The organism is Dongia sp. (assembly GCF_041906375.1).
GTDB lineage: Bacteria > Pseudomonadota > Alphaproteobacteria > Dongiales > Dongiaceae > Dongia.
The window spans coordinates 277,110-294,176 of sequence record NZ_JAYRJJ010000004.1 but is presented as its reverse complement, the minus strand read 5'-3'; the positions used below and the strand labels follow the sequence as shown (position 1 = coordinate 294,176).

Here is a 17,067-nt window from a genome sequence, read left to right as displayed (position 1 = left end):
AGGGCACGGTTTTTGGAGCCCTGGCCAAGGAGAGGCGCCCGTGCCTAAAAAGGAAAATCCGCAAATCCGCATCGGTGTCGGCGGCTGGACCTTCGAACCCTGGCGCGGCACCTTCTATCCCGCGGGGCTTGCCCAGAAGCGCGAGCTGGAACATGCGAGCCGGCAGCTGACCTCGATCGAAATCAACGGCACCTATTACGGTTCGCAAAAGCCGGAGAGCTTCGCCAAATGGCATGACGAGACACCAGACGATTTTGTCTTCGCCCTCAAAGGACCGCGCTTTGCCACCAACCGCCGGGTCCTGGCCGAGGCGGGGTCATCGGTCGAGCGCTTCCTCGGCAGCGGCATCACCGAGCTCAAGGAAAAACTGGGGCCGATCAACTGGCAGTTCATGGCCACCAAGAAATTCGACCCGGCCGATTTTGAAGCCTTCCTCAAGCTGCTGCCAGCGCGCCATGACGGCATCGACCTGCGTCATGCGGTCGAGGTGCGCCATGACAGCTTCAAGGTGCCGGCATTCATCGATCTCGCGCGCAGCTACAATGTCGCGGTGATCACCTCAGCCGATGGCGATTATCCGCAGATCGCCGATCTCACGGCACCTTTCGCCTATCTGCGCATCATGGGCACGACCGAAGGGGAAAACCTCGGCTACGCCAAGAAGGCGCTCGACCTCTGGGCGGCGCGGGCGAAGTCGCTGGCCAAGGGCGAGGTGCCGGACGGCTTGGAGACGGCCAGCAAAAAGCCCGGGCGCAAAGGCCCGGGCGACGTGTTCCTCTATGTCATCAGCGGCCACAAGGTCGCCAACCCAGCCGCCGCCATGGCCCTGATCGAGCGCGTCGGCTGACCAAAGCGGAGCCTGCTTTGTGAGGCGTGTTGCCGGCAGCCGCGGAAACGCGCTGGGCGAGAGCGGCGTTTAAGCTGCCAGATTAAGCGGCAGGTCGATCAAGACCCGGAAGGAATGCGGCGACGCTTCGTAATGCAGCGAGCCGTCATGCGCCTCGACGATAGCCTTGGCGATGGGCATTTCGAGGCCCAGGCCATGGGCACCCCGGCTGAGGCCGATCTCACCCTGCAGGAACGGGTCGAGTGCGGCGCCCTCGCTGCCGGCCCGTGTCTCCATGACCGCATGGTCGCGGTTGCCGATGTCGATGCGCGCGCGGCCGGCGCGGTGGCTGACGGAAATCTCGATCGGCTTGCCGCCCAGCACCTTCTTGCGGCCGTGCAGGATGGTGTTGAGCAATGCCTGGCGCAGCCAGGCTTCGTCCGCCCGGATCATGATGTCCTGCGCGGGCAGGGTGGTGGTGACTTCCTGCCGCTCGCCATCGCGCGGATCATGGTTCATCTGCCGCTTGATGCTGGTGACGCTGTCGGCCACCAGCAGCCGCAGGTCAAACTCGGCCGGCGACAGCGCGAGCTTCCCGGCCGAAATCTTCGACATGTCGATGGTCTGGTTGACCAGGGTCAGCAGATGCTTGCCGGCATGCAGCACTTCGTCGGTCCAGGCGGTGAGTTCCGGGTCGTGGGTCTTGCCAGTGCGGGATTTCATCAGTTCCGAAAAGCCGATGACGGCATTGAGCGGTGTGCGCAGCTCATGCGTGACGACGGCCAGAAACGTGTCTTTGACGCGGCTCGCCTGATCGACCCGAATGCGCGCTTCCCGCTCCCGCTCGCGCGAGGCTTCGACATGCTTGATGTTGCGCAGCAGGAGGAAGATGAGCGCCACGCCGGAGAGGATCGCCACGGCCATCACCCCGGCCGCTTTCAGTTCCGCGGCGATCAGTTCATCCTTCTGCCGGTCCGGGTTGGAATGCAGCATCACATCCTGCACCCAGGACCGGATCGGTGAATCGAGGAGCGCCAGCTTGTTGAGCGCGGCCTTGCGCGTTTCCTCATCCGTGCTCGCCATCGCCTGCTTGATCGGCGAGTCCGCGGCCGTCACCGCATCGAGATCGGCGATCAGCCGGTCATAGCTTTCATCGGCCGCAAGCTCGGTCGGGTCCGTCTCCTGCTTCAGCACGCGGATGCGGTTCTGGAAGACGGAATAGCGGGTGGCGAGGAAGGTCGCCGGCACCGATTGCGTGACGCCGGCATAGCCGTTGAAGGCATGCTTGAACTGCAGATATTCGATTTCGAGCTGCGCTGCGGCCCAGGCGACGTTCTTAAGGCTGCGATGTCCGTCGAGCGCGCTGGCGATGAGGATCTGCACGCTGATCCCGAGCGCCAGCAGGAAACTGCAGACAACGATCAGGACCAGCCAATACCTGCGCGCGGTGCTCATCGACGAGCCGCCATTCCAAAACCCGTTAGGCGGCTCCCCGATGCGAACCATCCCCCATCGTGATAGGACCGCTTATTCCCCTTAACAAAGTATTAACCTTAAATTTGAGTCGCGTCAAAAGATGTGTCTAGTCTTTGAATCGACAGAGGAATTTGCGGATAAAAGGAACGAACCCGAGCCTTCCGCTCGGGTGTTATTGGGACAAATTTCCTTCTGATTTCAGCTCTTTAGAAGCCAAGCTCGCTGAGGGACGGATGGTCGTCCGGGCGCCGGCCGAGCGGCCAGTGATATTTCCGCTCGCTCTCCTTGATCGGCGCATCGTTGATGCTGGCGACGCGCCAACGCATCAGCCCATGCGCGTCGAACTCCCAATTCTCGTTGCCGTATGAACGGAACCATTGGCCGCTATCGTCGTGCCATTCATAGGCAAAGCGCACCGCGATCCTGTTTTCATGGAAGGCCCACAATTCCTTGATCAGGCGATAGTCCAACTCGCGCTGCCATTTGCGCGTCAGGAACGCTTCGATGGCCGGGCGTCCCACAATGAACTCCGCGCGGTTGCGCCAGCGGCTGTCGGGCGTGTAGGCAAGCGCCACGCGCGCCGGATCGCGGCTGTTCCAGCCGTCCTCGGCGAGGCGTGCCTTCTGTGCTGCGGTCTCCGCGGTGAAGGGTGGCAAAGGCGGTCGGTCCATGGTTGCTCTCCTGGCTGAAGCGGGCGGCATGATAGGAGCGATTGCCCGGCTTGGCCACGGCCTTGAGCGCCGCCTTGGGGTTGACCAGCGCGGGGTTGATCGCTGCCGCATTCCCGCGTCAAATGCCGACGCCATTCAGCGAGGCCGATAACAGCAAGATCGATTGAGGGGGGATGCGTGACGACAGACCGGGTGATCAGATTCGCGTTGAACGGACAGCTTCATGAGGGTCTGGCCATTTGGCCGGCGATCCCGGCCGAGGAACTTCTATCGGGCAACCCCGTGCAGCGCGGCATCGAATATTTCAGCGACCCGAAGATCGGCCTCAGCGCCGGTGTCTGGGATTGCACGGCCTTCACCGGCAAGATGGGCCCCTATCCGGTCAATGAATTCATGATCGTGCTGGAAGGCAGCGTCACCATGATCGAAGAGGATGGCGCCGCCACCACGATCTCCGCCGGCGAAAGCTTCGTCATCCCCAAGGGCACTCCCTGCCAATGGCGGCAGGACGGCTATATGAAGAAGTATTACGTCATCTTCGACGACACGTCCGGCGCCGACCCCGCCAAGGCCAGCGCACAACAGATCCTCAAGATCGATCCGTCGCTGCCGCGCGAACCCAGTCCGCCGCCGGTAGCCGATCTCCTCATCGGTCCCAGCCCGCAGCAGAGCGGGCGCAACTGGTTCGAGGATGCGAGCCAGCAATGGACCATGGGTGTGTGGGATTCGACACCCTACCGGCGCAAGGCCATTCCCTTCCCGCGCTACGAGCTGATGCATCTGCTGGAAGGCTCGGTAACACTCGCCGACCCCGACGGCTGGCGCGAAACCTACCGCGCCGGCGACACCTTCTTTGTGCCCATGGGCGCCAATGTCGAATGGCACAGCACCGAATATGTCCGGAAATATTACTGCATCATGATTCCGAAAGGGTGATTGAGAGATGTCGATAGCCCCCTCTCCCTGACCCCAATTCTCCATGGGTGGTGAGGCGGGGAGGGAGAGGTGAATGACAAGCCTTTGCGGAACTCAAGTAAATCAGGTGCAATCATGAAAAAGCTGCACGCGCCGCCCTTTCTGTCTTGGAGACGTCGTGAATTGATCGCTCTCTCAGCAATGGCCGCAATAATCAACACCGTAGGCTTTGCGGCCCATGCAGAAGGCGATCCAGCTAGTCTGTTGACTGAGATGGCGCTTAGCATTGCGCCGGGTGAGTCCTACGGGCTGCTGATTAAATGGTCGGAAAGGCCATCGATAACGGTACATCTGTTAGCAGATACTGATCCTGCGACCGTCGCAAGTATACAGTCCGTCGCGAATGGCATCGCCACAGAGTGCGCATGTGTTTCGTCGGTGAGTGTATTGAGTTCAAATGAGAAGCATCGTGCGCAAAGCGGCGAAATCCTCTTGCTGATAGACAAGAATGGATTTTCTCACTTCATCGAACGAGACAACACCGACCTAGAATGGGCATTCGGTAGCAAGAGTAAGATAGAGTCCGATTACCCTAGGTCTGCGCCGAAAAACGCAATGCGCTTTAAGTCTCTCATTTCGGGGAGGGCACTAAGCGGGGCGGTTGCCGCCGCGTTCTATGACGGAAGAACGAGTAGTCTAACTTCTATAGTCGCGGACGGCATATTCCTTGGTCTCAGCCCGTCGCTTGGTGCGGACGGGCAGAAGCTTAGAAAACTCGTCGAGAAGACGAAAACCGAACAAGGAGTGGTCCATCGACCGACTCAGCTAGGCTACGACTATCTCAGGTATCTATACGACGCAAAGGTTGAGCCCGGAATGACTGCTGATCAAGTGAAAGCAATTCGCTGGTAGCCCGCTGCTCCCACGGGGCCGCATAAAAGAATCGGGGTCACAAAGAATTGCGGAGAGAGAAATCGGCGTGAGCGTGAGAGTCCTTCTTGCCTGGAGAAATGATGATGGTGAGTCTGGGGCGGTATTTCATGAAGGATGTGCCGTTGCAGGTGATCCGGCGGAAATCTGACTCTGACCCCAATTCTCCAGGGGGGAGGATTTGAGCGACGTTGTTATTGCCGCTCGGTTTGAACTCCCTCCCTCCTTGAGGGGGCAATTGTATTCTTGCCTGAACAAGGAATCGGCCCATATGAGCAAGCGTAAGGCTGGCGCTGAAATTGAGATCACTGACGAGATGGTCGAGGCGGGGGTTGCTGAAATTCGTAATCGCCTAACGGCGCGCGTGAGTTTGCACGACGCTAAGATTGCCGCTCATCTTTGTTACCTGGCGATGATTTCAACGCTTTGGCCATCAACAAGGCGCGACCCCTATCCAGCAACTCTCCCTGTAGGGATTGATAACGAGAAAGAACATCCACTAGCTCCGTTAATGGAACCTCTCTTTTGTCGAGAAAGGCATGATAGTTATCTGTCTCGGCTTCTAGATAGATGGTTTCACCATCTTCATGGGTGTACCAAAGCCCGTGGGCGTACGTGTTGCGAATTCTGTTTAGCGCCTTGAACTCTTTGATGATGTTGTCGAAGAATATCGCGCGCTCTCTATTTTGAGGTGCCTTCTCTAGCATCGCTGTCATAATGTCTATTCGTGTGTTTTGATTAATGATGCTGCGGAATATCAGTCGCGCTGAGGAAAAGTCGTCAATGCCGGTAAGATCGGCAAATATCACCACCATCTTTTCTTCTATATGGGGCCAATGAGTTATGATGAGCCCAATGGTCTCTGCAAACTGATCATTGGCTATTCCTGTTCGAAACAAACCGTCTTTCGTTGGACTGATTTTTGGACTGTAACGAACTGGTGGCCTTGTGCGAGGCGTGTTCATGACTGACTCCAAATTTGACGATCAAAAGCGCGATGAAATTCTAAAGAGAATTGAAGGGAATTGGTGAAGAGAATTGGTGGGTGAGAGAATTGGGGTCAGACACCAATTCTGATGCACCGCCCGCATTCGCCTCGAGAAAGACACGATGCAGGTGGATGGTCGGGATGTGCAACTCACGCCGGGCATGGTCACGGCGGTCGGGATCAAGATTGGGACACGGAAACTGATCGAGTTCATCCTCTCACCCTTGATGCGGATGAGTGACTAGGCAGGGAGGGAGAGCAGAATCGCGGTCAGAGCGAGGTTCTTTCTTGCCTAGAGAATTGATGATGGCGAGGCCGGAGCGGCATTCCATGAAGGATGTGCCGCTGCATGCGATCCGGCGGAAAACGGACTCTGCCCCCATTCTCGCGTACCATGCTCGGATCAAGTTCCTATTTTGTTCTTGACAAGTGCATGGGAATTTGGTACTAATCAACTTGCGCGCACATCACCTCGGTACGATCACCCCGTTACCCTCGCTCCCGGCGCTCAGCCGGAATTGCTCGGTTGTTTTCGGCGCAAGCCCGCTCGTGGGCGCAGGCCGACATATCGCTCCCTCATATGGAGCAGGCTGGGTTGGCGGCCTTGAAGTCCAACCTCCCGGACCGGATGGATGAGCGGTCCCCCGCGAGTCCCGGGTCACAGGACGCTCCCCTCGGGCCGCAGATGGATATGTCGGCCCCCGCTGGACCCGATGCGGTGACCGGGTTCCCCTTCGGTGCAGCGAGGCACGCCGCACCCGTCACGGCCGATACGGACGGCCGGCACATCTGCCCGAGCAATTCCTGGTGGGCGTCGGACTTGAACGAAGATAGAGCCTGAAAAGAGCGAACGACCTGGAGAGAGAGCCGGAACTGCAATTACCGGCGCCGCAACATCAGCGCTGAAGCGAGAAGGGCAGGGATCCAGGCCGCAGCCGGCCGGACTCCCTTGAGGGCCCTTTCGCCTTCCCTTGCCTATTCGACTTCCGCGAAGGCCGTTTCCAGGACCTGCATCAGGAAATCGGCATGCGCCGCCGTGAAGACCATGGCGGGGCGCATCTTGATCACATTGTCATGCGGGCCGTCGGTGCCAAGGAGCACGCCGAGCTGCCGGCATTTCTCGACGATGCGGGCGGCATAGGCCGTGGCCGGGACCTTGGTCTTGCGGTCCTCGACCAGTTCGATGCCCAGCATCAGGCCGCGCCCGCGCACGTCGCCGATCCGTTCGTGCTTTTCCATCAGCTTGCTCATGCGCACCCACAGGCTGTTGCCGAGATAGAGCGCATTGGCGCGCAGGCCGTCGCGTTCCAGGATCTCCAGCACCTTGAGGCCGACGGCGCAGGAAACCGGATTGCCGCCGAAGGTGTTGAAGTACTCCATGCCGTTATAGAAGCTCTCGGCGATTTCCTTGGTGGTGACGAGTGCTGCCATCGGATGGCCGTTGCCGATCGGCTTGCCCATGGTGACGATGTCGGGGACGGCACCTTCCGCCTCGAACGCCCACATATGCGATCCCACCCGGCCGAAGCCGATCTGCACCTCATCGGCGATGACGACGGCGCCGGCGGCGCGGGCCGCCGCATAGGCCGCCGGCAGATAGCCCGGCGGCAGCACGATCTGGCCGGCGGAACTGGGCAGGGATTCGGCGATGAACGCGGCCGTCTTGTGCCCCGCTTCGGCAATCTGCGCCACTGCCGCAGTGACCGAAGCGGCATAGCGCTGGCCGATCTCTTCCTTGGGCCAGTCCGCGGGTGCGCGGTAGGCATCCGGCAGCATGGCCTCGCCGGTCGTGGCCGGCCGGCCCTTGCCGCCCTTGCGCTTGTATTTATAGGGGCTGACCTCGATGAGCGAGGTGGCATGGCCATGATAGGCCCAGTCGAGCGCCACCACACCTTGCGCCTGCGTATGGTTGCGCGCCATGCGCAGCGCCAGGTCATTGGCCTCGCTGCCGCTGCACACGAAGGCGGCGACGGTGAGGCTCGGCGGCAATGTCGCCGTCAGCTTCTCGGCATAGGCGATGATGTTGTCATGGAGATAGCGCGTGTTGGTGTTGAGGATCGCCGCCTGGCGCGCCAGCACCGCGACGATTTCCGGGTTGGCGTGACCGAGATGCGCCACATTGTTGTAGCAGTCGAGATAGGCGCGCCCGCGATCGTCGATGAGATGGACCCCCTCGCCGCGCACGATCTTCATCGGCGTCTGGTAGGAGATGGAAAGATTGCGGATGAGCTTTTCCTTCCGCACCTTGAGGAGATCGTCGGAGGAACGCCCCGCATGGGTGAAGGTCTCCGGCGGCACGCCGGCAAAGGCCGCGGCATCGGGGAACAGTTCGGCCCAGACGGCGCGGTAGCCGGGCTCCCCGGCGCCGATGACGTCGGCGGCCTTGGCCGGGCGATAGGCGATGAGCTGCAGATGCACATGCGGCTGCCAGCCGCCATTCTCCTTGTTGCTGCCCATCTGGCCGACGATATCCCCGGCCTTCAGCTCCTCGCCGATCTTGCGCAGCCGCGCGGTGTTGGCGCTCAAATGCCCCCACAGGCTGAAGAAAGTGATCTCCGGCGTTGGCTTGTGTTCCAGCAGGATGGCATGGCCGTAATCGAGCGGCAGGTCCGAGACATAGATGTCGACCACCCGGCCCGGCAGGGGTGTGCGCACATGGGAGCCGGCATCGAGGAAGAGATCGAGCCCGAGATGCAGCGAGCGGCGCTGGCCGGTGACGAGGGTCGAGGCGAAGGCCGCGGCGGTATAGACCGGGCGGTCCTCGCCCCAGGGCCCGATGCCGAGATCGATCCCTTCTTTGCCGGCGATCTCGCGCCACAATTTTTCCGCCTCGTCCGGCTGGCCTGCCGCCGACGCGATGGCGATGCGGTGGTTCTTGTCGCCGAACGGCACCAGGCCCTTGCGCTGCGATGCCGCCGCGCGGTCCAGCACCGGGCTCAAGGAGCGCCGATTGTCCTCGATCCATTTGACGATGGCGCGCGCACCGGCTGCGGCCTCGAAGCCGCAGGCCTGGCGCAGGATGCCCGTGGCGATGATCGGGTCCATCGCCCGCAACCGCTTCAGCAGGTTCCAGGCCGGCGCCTCGCTGATGCTCAGATACTCGTTGTCCTTCACCCGCTCGCGGCGCGAGGCGGACATGGTGACGCTGATGACGAGGCGGAGCGCGATGAGGTCGAACAGCAGGTCGATCTCGTCGCCGAGTAGCGGATTGGCCTGGTGAAAGGCGGCGGCGATGATTCCGGCATCGTCGATGGGTGCCTCGCGGTCCATGATGGCATAGGCCGCGGCGACCGCGAGCTCGTTGATCAGCGGCGAATGGATGGCATCGCCGAAATCGATCAGGCCGGCGATGGTCTCGCCGGTCGGCGCGTCGACCAGGACGTTGTAGTCATTGGCATCGCCATGGATCACCTGCGCGCGGCAGCGCTTGAGGCGCGGCGCCACATGGCTATCGAAGCGGTCGAGGAAATATTCCAGGATGTCGCGCTGCCACGCCTCGTCGATGAAGGCGAGGCGGCTGCGCGAGCGGCCGGCCTGAACCACGTCCCAGTCGAAATCGCGCGTGGCGCCCGGATGGCCGAAGCCCTGCAGCGCCTTGGTGAGGCGCCCCAGCACCTCGCCGAAGCTGGCAAAGAGGGCTGCCGATTTGTTGCCCTTGGCGAATGGCTTGCCCGGCAGCCAGTTGACCACGCGCACGAAATAGGACTTGCCGTCATCGCCCGCGCAGCGGCCGAGGATTTCACCCTGCAGCGTGAGCTTGAGATGCGGCAGCGGCAAGGCCGGATCGATTTCCGCCACATGGCCGAGCAGGGCCGCCTGAAAATCCAGCGCCTGCAGATCCTCCGCGACATTGGCGATCTTCACCACCCAGCTCTGGCCATTGGCTTCGCTCAGGCGAAAATTCTGGTCGCGCTCGCTGTCGAGCGGCGTGAAGGTGCCGTTGATGCCATAGAGGTCATCGATGATGGCTTCCACCTTCTCGGTCGAAAAGGCAGGCGGCAGGGCGGTAAGGACGGACATGTTGGGCTTTCGATCTTAAAGGACTGGCGGTCAATAATATCTGGCATAGAGCGCGCATTGCGCGGCGGGATCAAGGGCCGACACACGCGCCATCTCGGCCGTCTTCAGCGCGTGATAGCCTTGCCGCATGGGCGCCGGCAGCCAGCCCGAAACGACGCTGTCGCGTTCGAGTTCCGCGAGCGCCGCCGGCAGCGATTCCGGCAGGCGCTGCACGCCGAGCTTGGCGAGCTCGGCAGCGGTGAGGTCGGCGGGGTCGCCTTCGACCAAGGGTGGCGCCTTCATCCTGGCGCGCAGGCCCTCGAGCCCGGCGCGGATCAGGGCACCCAGCACGATATAGGGGCTGGCGGTGGCGTCGCTGGCGCGGAATTCGAGATGAACTTGCTTAGCGATGTCATTCCCCGGCGTGTCGTCGACCGGGCAGATGCGCACACCCGCCTCGCGGTTGCGATAGCCGAAGCAGTTGAACCCGGCGCTCCAACGATGCGGTGTCAGGCGCAGATAGGAAATGACGCTGGGGGCGGTAAGGGCACAGAGCGCCGGCATATGTTTCAGCACGCCGGCCACAAAGCTGCCGACCACGGCGCTGATGCCGCCCGGTTGCGTCGGATCATGGGTGACCGGCTGGCCGTCCACGGTCTCCAGGCTGAAATGCACATGCACGCCGCTGCCGACCGATGTGGGGTCGATGATCGGCGCAAAACAGGCCTGCTGCCGGAACTGCCGGGCGATGTCGCGGGTCACTTCGCGCAAGGTGACGGCGCGGTCCGCCGCCTGCAGGCCGCGCGCCGGTTTCATGGTCACCTCGAACTGCTTGGGCCCGTATTCGCGCAGGACCATCTCCGGATAGACGCTGGCCTTCGACAGTGCCGCGATGAGGGTGCCGAGGAAGCCCTGCACGCTGCGGAAATCCTGCAGGGTGAAGGCCGCATCGCCGATCGGATTGTCGCCGAGCAGGAAGAATTCATGCTCGAACGACGCCTTCACCGTCAGGCCGAATTCGTGGGCGAGGTCGGCCAGCGCCTTCTTGGCAAAGCCGCGGCCGCAACCGCCCCAGGGCGAGCCGTCGGTTTCGACGATGTCGCACAGGAAGGCATGGAGGTCCGGCGCCCCGTCGACACCGCTCATGTGAAAGCCGGCGGCTTCCAGGTCCGGCTGCAGGCGCAGATCGCCCAAGGGGCCGAACGGGTTGGCGCCGATGACGCCGAAGGGGGTGAGGGCGATATTGGCCGGCACCCAGCCCACGCCCGCATGCATCCGGTCCATGAGATCCGCCGCCGGAAAAGCGCGGCCACGGCTGATTCCGGTCAGGTCATTGGTGAGGAAGATGGCTAGATCGGCTGGCTGGCTCATCGCGGCGATTCTCGCGCTGGTTCCTGGATGCGGGGCGATAGTAAGGGAAGGCGGCGCAGCAGCAAGGTGGAAATGTTCGGCCTTGCCGCCCCCGAGGTCCCCTTGCTATTGCCGAGGTCCCCTTGCTATTGCTGAGCCGATCATGCCCAAAGATGCATCCCTGCTGGCCCCGGACGAGCCGCCGGCCGTCGAAATCGTGAATGGCGACAGCGACGCGCCGTTCCTGTTCCTGTGCGACCATGCCAGCAACCGGATTCCGCGCTGTCTCGACAATCTCGGCCTCCTGCCGGAGACGCTGGCGACGCATATCGGCTGGGATATAGGTGCTGCGGAATTGGCCCGAACGCTCGCCGCAAGCTTCGCGGCGCCGCTGGTCCTCACCGCCTATTCGCGGCTGGTGATCGATTGCAACCGGCCATTGACCAGCGATGGGTCGATTCCGTCGATGAGTGCCGGGATCGAGATCGCCGGCAACCGCTATATCGCGCCGGAGGCGCGGCGCCAGCGGCAGGAGACTTTCTTCCACCCCTATCACCGCGCTATTACCGACCTTCTCGACCGGCGCCGGGCACGGAACATTCCCACGGCACTTTTCGCCATGCACAGCTTCACGCCGGATTATCCCGGCGAGACGCGGCCCTGGCAGGTCGATTTCGCCTATAACCGCGACCGCCGCCTGGCCGGTCTCCTCATCGATGCCTTCGATGCGCCGGGCGTGCTGGTCGGCGATAATCTTCCCTATGCGGTCGATGACGAGAGCGACTATGCGATGCCGGTCTATGGCGAGCAGCGGGGCCTGCCGCATGTGCTGGTCGAGATCCGCCAGGATATGCTCAGCGACGCCGCCGGAATTGCCCTGTGGGGCGATCGGCTGCGCAATCTATTGACCCGACTCCGCCCGGCGATCCTGCGCCTGGCCCAGAACTAGCCCAGAATTAGAAGGATCATCCATGTCCGACCGTCCCGAAATCCTCGGTCCCGCTTATCGCCAGCGCCCCATCGTGCCGGCGCGGACGGCGCTCATCAGCGTCGACATGCAGAATGCCGACTGCGCGGCCACGAAGCGCCATGCCCGCACGCCGGAAAGCGAGAAGTACCGCTATTTCTATGACCGGCTCGATGACCTGGCCATTCCCAACCAGCAGCGTCTCCATGCGGTGGCACGGAAGCTCGGCATCGAGAACATCTATGTCGTCATCGAGAGCCTGACCGTGGATGGGCGCGATCGCGGCATCGACCACAAGGCGTCCTTCATCAACAACCCGCGCGGCAGCTGGGAAGCCAAGGTGATCGACGAGGTGGCACCGGCCGCCGACGACATCATCGTGCGGAAGACAGCATCGGGACCCTGGGGCACCACCAATCTCGACTACATCCTGCGCAATATGGGCTTCGACTATCTCATCGTGTTCGGAATCCTGAGCGATCAATGCGTCGAGAACACGGTCCGGGGCGGCGGCGATCTGGGCTATATGGTGACCCTGGTGCCCGATGCCTGCGCCACCTATACGCCGGAACGGCAGGCCTTTTCCGAAGCGGCCATCAAGGGCTATTGCCGGCAGCGCTCGACCGACGAGCTACTGAAGGAATTCGCGACGCTCTAACTGCTGCGTGAGCTGCGCAGCAATTCCTTCATCGCCGCGACCCGGCTGCGATGCGCCGGATCACGGCGCATGGCGACCGCCGTCGACAGAACATCGATGACGGTCAAGGCGGCGATGCGTGAGATCGTGGGCGTATAGACGTCGGTATTGTCCAGGGTCTCGATCAGGATGGTGACATCGCAATGCGCCATCAGCGGCGCCGTGTTGCCGATGAGGCCGATCACCTTGGCGCCGTTGCCGCGCGCAATGTCAGCGATCTCGAAAAGCGAGCGGGTGCTGCCGGTATTGGAAATGACCACGGCGACATCCTGTGGGCCCAATAGGCTCGCCACCATGATCTGCTGGTGGGCATCCATCTGCGCACCGCAGGGGACACCGAAGAGGGGGAATTTCTGCGCCGCATCCTGCGCCACGATGCCGGAGGCGCCGAAACCGAAGAACTCGATACGGCTGGCGGCCGCCAAGAGGTCGACCGCATGGGCGAGATGCGTCTTGTCGATGCGGTTGCGGGCCCAGTCGAGACTGGTGATGGTGTAGTCGAAGATCTTGTCGAAGATTTCCTCGGCCCCGTCGCTCTCGAGCAGCACGGAATGCGTGGCAGGCGTCCCCAATGCCAGGGCCTGTGCCAGGCGCAGCTTGAAATCCTGGAAGCCGCCGCAGCCAATGGCGGCGCAAAAGCGGATGACGGTGGGCTGGCTGACATCGGCAAGGAGGGCCGTTTCCGCCACCGTGGCGGTGAGAAACCGGCGCGGATCGGCAAGGATCGCATCGGCCACCTTGCGGTCCGACTTGCGCAGGGCCTCGCGCGTCACGCGGATGATTTCGAGCACATTCTGATGCGGCGCATCTGCCATGGACTATCCCCAGCGATAGACGGTGTTGAGGCTGGCGCGGAAGAGGCGCGGCGCCGTCAGGGTTTCAGCCGCCCGGTCGATCGCCGCCGGATCTTCGGTGTTGAAGGCGAACATGCCGAAATGATGGGCGATGAGGGCCTTGGCGCCGACATCGCGGGCGATGGATATCGCCTCGCCCAGCGCCAGATTGCCCGGCACGCCATTGGCCAGCAATTCGGTCGAGCGGCCATTGACCGGCAGCAGCACGATATCGGGCCTGAGCGCCGCCACTTCCGCGACCATGCCGTCGAAGGGAACCGTGTCGCCGGAATGCCACAGGCGCAAGCCGCCGATCTCGATGACATAGCCAAGGAAGCGGTAATGGCCTGCGCCGTCGCGCTCCAAGGTCTCGTGGGCCGAGCGGGTGGCGGTGACGCGCAAGCCGGGCAGCGGCGCGATCGTTTCGCCGGCATCGATCAGATGCAAGCGGTCGCGCCCGATCGCGGCGCGCTTCAGCGCCTCGTCCAGCGCAGCGACGGGCGCCACCAGCTTGACGTCCGGCCGCGTCGCCAGCAGCGGCTGCAAGGTGGCCGGGTCCATATGGTCGGTATGCTGGTGCGTGCTCAGCACCAGATCGACCTTGCCGAGGCCGTCCGGGGTGACGGGGGCGGCCATCATCCGCTCATGCGGGTAGGTCCGGCCGCGATATTTCTCGGCCAGTGAATCGGAAAGATAGGGATCGATCACCAGCCGGTATCCGCCGGCATCGAGCGCGAAACCGGCCTGGCCCAGCCAATAGAGCGCGGGTGCAATCCCCGCCGGCCGGGCCAGCTGCGCCGCCAGCGTGCCGGCGAAGGAATGGGCGGCGAGTTCAGCCGGCATGGGCTTTTGCCGCGGGCTGCAGGGCCGCCAGCAGATGATCGATGGCGACGGAAGTGGCACGCTCGACGCTTTCATCGGTGAAGCCGCCAATATGGCTGGTGGCGATCACATTCGGGTGCCGCGCAATGGTCAGGTCCCTGGGCGGTTCCTGCTCGAAAACATCGGTTGCGTAACACTCGATCCGGCCGCTCTCGAGACCGGCCAGCAGCGCCGCTTCATCGACCAAAGCGGAGCGGGCCGTGTTGACGATGATGACACCGGGCCGCAAGGCCGCGATGGCGGCCGCATCGAGGATCGGCTTGCCGTCCTTTTGCAGCGGGCAGTGGAAGGAGATGATGTCGGCCTCAGCGAGTGCTGCCGGCAGATCGGCCCAGCGGAACCGGTCGCCGGTGAGGCGCAGATCCGGGCGCAGCGGGTCATAGGCCAGCACCTGGGCGCCAAGCGCGTTCAGCATGCGGGCGACTTCGCCGCCGATGGCGCCGCAGCCGATCACGGCGACCTTGCGCCCGCGCAATTCGCGCCCGAGCCGCCGGGGCCATTCACCCTGCTTGATGCCGGCATCGGCCGCCGGAATGTGGCGCAGCGCGCTGAAGATGAGGGCGACCGCCAATTCGGCAACACCGGCAGCATTGGCCCCGCCAGCCGTCGCCACGGCGATGCCGCGCTGGCGCAGGGCATCGAGGGGCAGATTGTCGATGCCGGTGCCGTTGCGGCTGACGATCTTGAGATCGCGCGCCGCCGCAATCACCTTGGCCGAGACCGGCTCGATCCCGGCCAGCCAGCCGACGCAGCCGGGCAGCAGCGAGATAAGCTCGGCTTCACCGGGCAGCGCGTTGGGGGTCGACGTCACCACCTCGAAGCCGGCCTGGCGCAGGCGGTCGATTTGCGGATGCGGGCCGGAGGTGAGCGAGCGCGGCGTGATGAGGATGCGGGCCTGCATGGTGTCAGCCTTTCGCGGCATCGGCGGCGATGCGCGACAGCGCCTCGAAGCCGGGACCGCTGGTCGGTATGTCGATGTGGAAGACCTCGGCGATGACCTGGGTCCAGCCATGGATGAAATAGGTCCAGCCGTTCTCGATCTGCAGATGACGCGCGGCCGCTTGCGCCCGCGCCTGATCGAGGAAGACGAGATCGCCCCGGTAATTGAGGTCCCAGGCGATGGCGTGGTCGGGGAAGCGCGCGGCGTCTGTGAGCGGCGATCCGGGCGCATCCTTGCCGAGGCCGGTTGCGTTGATGACCAGCGCATGCGGCTTGAGGCCTGCAAGGATCGCGTCATTGCCGGCGGCGTCCGCCACCTGCACGTAGTCGACCGGCAGATCGATGGCAAAGGCTGCGTGGATGCGCTTGATCTCGTCGAGCCGCCCCCGGTCCCGGTCGGCGACGATGATGCGGCTCGGCCGGTTGGCGCCGCGCTTCTTCTGCGCCAGATGCCAGGTATGGGCGATGGTCGAGCCACCGGCGCCGATGGAGAAGAGCTCGGCGCCTGTCCTGGCAAAATGATCGGCGGGCAGGAAATTGTCGATGGTGAGGCCCGACGAGATCGGGTCCTTGGCATGGCAGATCAGCTTTGCACCCCGTTTCGAGATGCAGGAAGTCTCATGCATCAAGCTGGCGTAAGCGTCGGTCTCCTCGAAAAGATCCTTCGCAGCGGCATAGAGGTCGATCTTGTGCGTCGTGACCAGGGCGCCCAGCGAGAGTGGATCCTGTTTGATGAAGGATACCGCCGCGCGGTAGGCGGCCGGATCGGCATGGAGCGGGAAGTCGATCCCCTTGATGACCGCGTCCTTGAGCCTAAGATGCTGCGCCCAGGCCGGAAAGACCGGCATGATCGAGCTTTTCGACGTGCTGACGCCGATGAAATAGAGCGTGGGCCGGGTCGCTGGCTGGTAAGTCATGTGGACATCAGCCCGGCAATCGCTGCGGCCGAGCGGCCGCGATAATCCTGGTTTTCGACCAACTGCCAGCCCTTGGGCCCACCCGCCATCACGCGGTGCCGCATGCCGTTCGACTTTTCGATGATGCCGTAATCCTGGCCCGCATCGGCCGGGTAGGAGAAGACCATGACGAAATCGCTCGCCCCGGTATTGACCGAGCGGTGAATCCAGAAGGGCGGGACGTAACAGATGGTCTGCGCCGTCATCTCGACCACGCGCGTCTCGCCCACCGGCGATTCCATCAGCATGAGGCCACGGCCCGACTGCCCGTAGTAGATCTCCGGCCGGTCGGCGACCGCATGGATATGACCGCGCGTCATGTAGAACTCGTCGCCGATGCGACCCGGTGACATGCGGGTGAGGCCGAAGATGAGATCGCCGCTCCTCGCGGAGGGGCGGAAGTCGGCGACGTCATAGACGATGGCATCGCCGCCGGCCTCGATGGCCGCCGCGAAAGCCGCTTGGTCGGCATAGAGGCCGGCCAGATCCGCGAGGCGCTTCCGGTAGGTCCCGGTGGCCCCGGACATGGTCCCGGCGGCAATGTCCACCTGACAGGCGGTTGGTTCGACTAAAGCCATCTCACCCTCCATTTCGGTAGTAATACTACAGAAATAGCTAAAACCGATCAAGCCGGCTCG

The 17,067-nt window shown here is 63.0% G+C and carries 15 protein-coding genes; 5 read left to right on the top strand and 10 right to left on the bottom strand.

What is annotated here, in order from left to right:
- The first annotated feature begins 40 nt into the window (after positions 1-40).
- Positions 41-847 carry a DUF72 domain-containing protein gene (locus tag ACE3OA_RS15215; protein WP_374312170.1) on the top strand — a complete coding sequence of 269 codons (807 nt, stop codon included), beginning with the start codon at positions 41-43 and terminating at the stop codon, positions 845-847.
- A gap of 69 nt (positions 848-916) precedes the next feature.
- Here the strand turns inward: ACE3OA_RS15215 and ACE3OA_RS15210 are convergent, their stop codons facing one another.
- Positions 917-2,281 carry a sensor histidine kinase gene (locus ACE3OA_RS15210; protein ID WP_374312168.1) on the bottom strand — a complete coding sequence of 455 codons (1,365 nt, stop codon included), beginning with the start codon at positions 2,279-2,281 and terminating at the stop codon, positions 917-919.
- 227 nt (positions 2,282-2,508) lie between these two features.
- A complete protein-coding gene (locus tag ACE3OA_RS15205; protein ID WP_374312166.1) occupies positions 2,509-2,973 on the bottom strand; it encodes a DUF1348 family protein in 465 nt (154 codons plus the stop codon).
- A 177-nt stretch (positions 2,974-3,150) separates the two neighbouring features.
- Between ACE3OA_RS15205 and ACE3OA_RS15200 the strand changes: the two genes are divergently transcribed.
- A complete protein-coding gene (locus ACE3OA_RS15200; protein WP_374312164.1) occupies positions 3,151-3,909 on the top strand; it encodes a cupin domain-containing protein in 759 nt (252 codons plus the stop codon).
- A gap of 69 nt (positions 3,910-3,978) precedes the next feature.
- Positions 3,979-4,800: a hypothetical protein gene (locus ACE3OA_RS15195; protein WP_374312163.1), complete on the top strand. Its 822-nt coding sequence runs from the start codon at positions 3,979-3,981 to the stop codon at positions 4,798-4,800.
- Between the two features lie 398 nt (positions 4,801-5,198).
- Here ACE3OA_RS15195 and ACE3OA_RS15190 read toward each other — a convergent pair whose 3' ends face one another.
- The 3 genes from ACE3OA_RS15190 to ACE3OA_RS15180 form a co-directional block, all read right to left on the bottom strand.
- The gene (locus ACE3OA_RS15190) at positions 5,199-5,783 is read right to left on the bottom strand and encodes a hypothetical protein (protein WP_374312161.1); all 585 of its coding nucleotides are present in this window, start codon (positions 5,781-5,783) and stop codon (positions 5,199-5,201) included.
- Positions 5,784-6,781: 998 nt separating this feature from the next.
- Positions 6,782-9,826 (bottom strand): aminotransferase class III-fold pyridoxal phosphate-dependent enzyme, encoded by a 3,045-nt coding sequence (locus ACE3OA_RS15185; RefSeq protein WP_374312159.1) that lies wholly within the window; start codon positions 9,824-9,826, stop codon positions 6,782-6,784.
- Positions 9,827-9,856: 30 nt separating this feature from the next.
- Entirely contained in the window at positions 9,857-11,176 is a 1,320-nt protein-coding gene (locus tag ACE3OA_RS15180) for a glutamine synthetase family protein (protein WP_374312157.1), read from the bottom strand.
- Positions 11,177-11,318: 142 nt separating this feature from the next.
- Between ACE3OA_RS15180 and ACE3OA_RS15175 the strand changes: the two genes are divergently transcribed.
- Together ACE3OA_RS15175 and ACE3OA_RS15170 are read left to right on the top strand one after the other, a co-directional pair.
- Complete coding sequence (locus tag ACE3OA_RS15175) at positions 11,319-12,104, top strand: N-formylglutamate amidohydrolase (RefSeq protein ID WP_374312155.1); 786 nt, start codon at positions 11,319-11,321, stop codon at positions 12,102-12,104.
- 22 nt (positions 12,105-12,126) lie between these two features.
- On the top strand, positions 12,127-12,780 hold the full coding sequence (locus ACE3OA_RS15170) for a cysteine hydrolase family protein (protein WP_374312153.1): 654 nt from the start codon (positions 12,127-12,129) through the stop codon (positions 12,778-12,780).
- On the opposite strand, the gene ACE3OA_RS15165 is transcribed toward ACE3OA_RS15170, so the two are convergent.
- The 5 genes from ACE3OA_RS15165 to ACE3OA_RS15145 are packed head-to-tail and all read right to left on the bottom strand — an operon-like array spanning position 12,777 to position 17,007.
- Positions 12,777-13,634: an SIS domain-containing protein gene (locus tag ACE3OA_RS15165; RefSeq protein ID WP_374312151.1), complete on the bottom strand. Its 858-nt coding sequence runs from the start codon at positions 13,632-13,634 to the stop codon at positions 12,777-12,779. The genes ACE3OA_RS15170 and ACE3OA_RS15165 overlap by 4 nt on opposite strands.
- Before the next feature lie 3 nt (positions 13,635-13,637).
- Positions 13,638-14,495, bottom strand: coding sequence for an MBL fold metallo-hydrolase (locus ACE3OA_RS15160; RefSeq protein WP_374312149.1), 858 nt, complete (start codon positions 14,493-14,495; stop codon positions 13,638-13,640).
- The gene (locus tag ACE3OA_RS15155; protein WP_374312147.1) at positions 14,485-15,435 is read right to left on the bottom strand and encodes an NAD(P)-dependent oxidoreductase; all 951 of its coding nucleotides are present in this window, start codon (positions 15,433-15,435) and stop codon (positions 14,485-14,487) included. Before ACE3OA_RS15155 ends, ACE3OA_RS15160 begins: the two co-directional genes overlap by 11 nt.
- Positions 15,436-15,439: 4 nt before the next feature.
- Positions 15,440-16,390, bottom strand: coding sequence for a hypothetical protein (locus ACE3OA_RS15150; protein WP_374312145.1), 951 nt, complete (start codon positions 16,388-16,390; stop codon positions 15,440-15,442).
- The gene (locus ACE3OA_RS15145; protein ID WP_374312143.1) at positions 16,387-17,007 is read right to left on the bottom strand and encodes a glucose-6-phosphate isomerase; all 621 of its coding nucleotides are present in this window, start codon (positions 17,005-17,007) and stop codon (positions 16,387-16,389) included. Before ACE3OA_RS15145 ends, ACE3OA_RS15150 begins: the two co-directional genes overlap by 4 nt.
- Positions 17,008-17,067 lie beyond the last annotated feature (60 nt).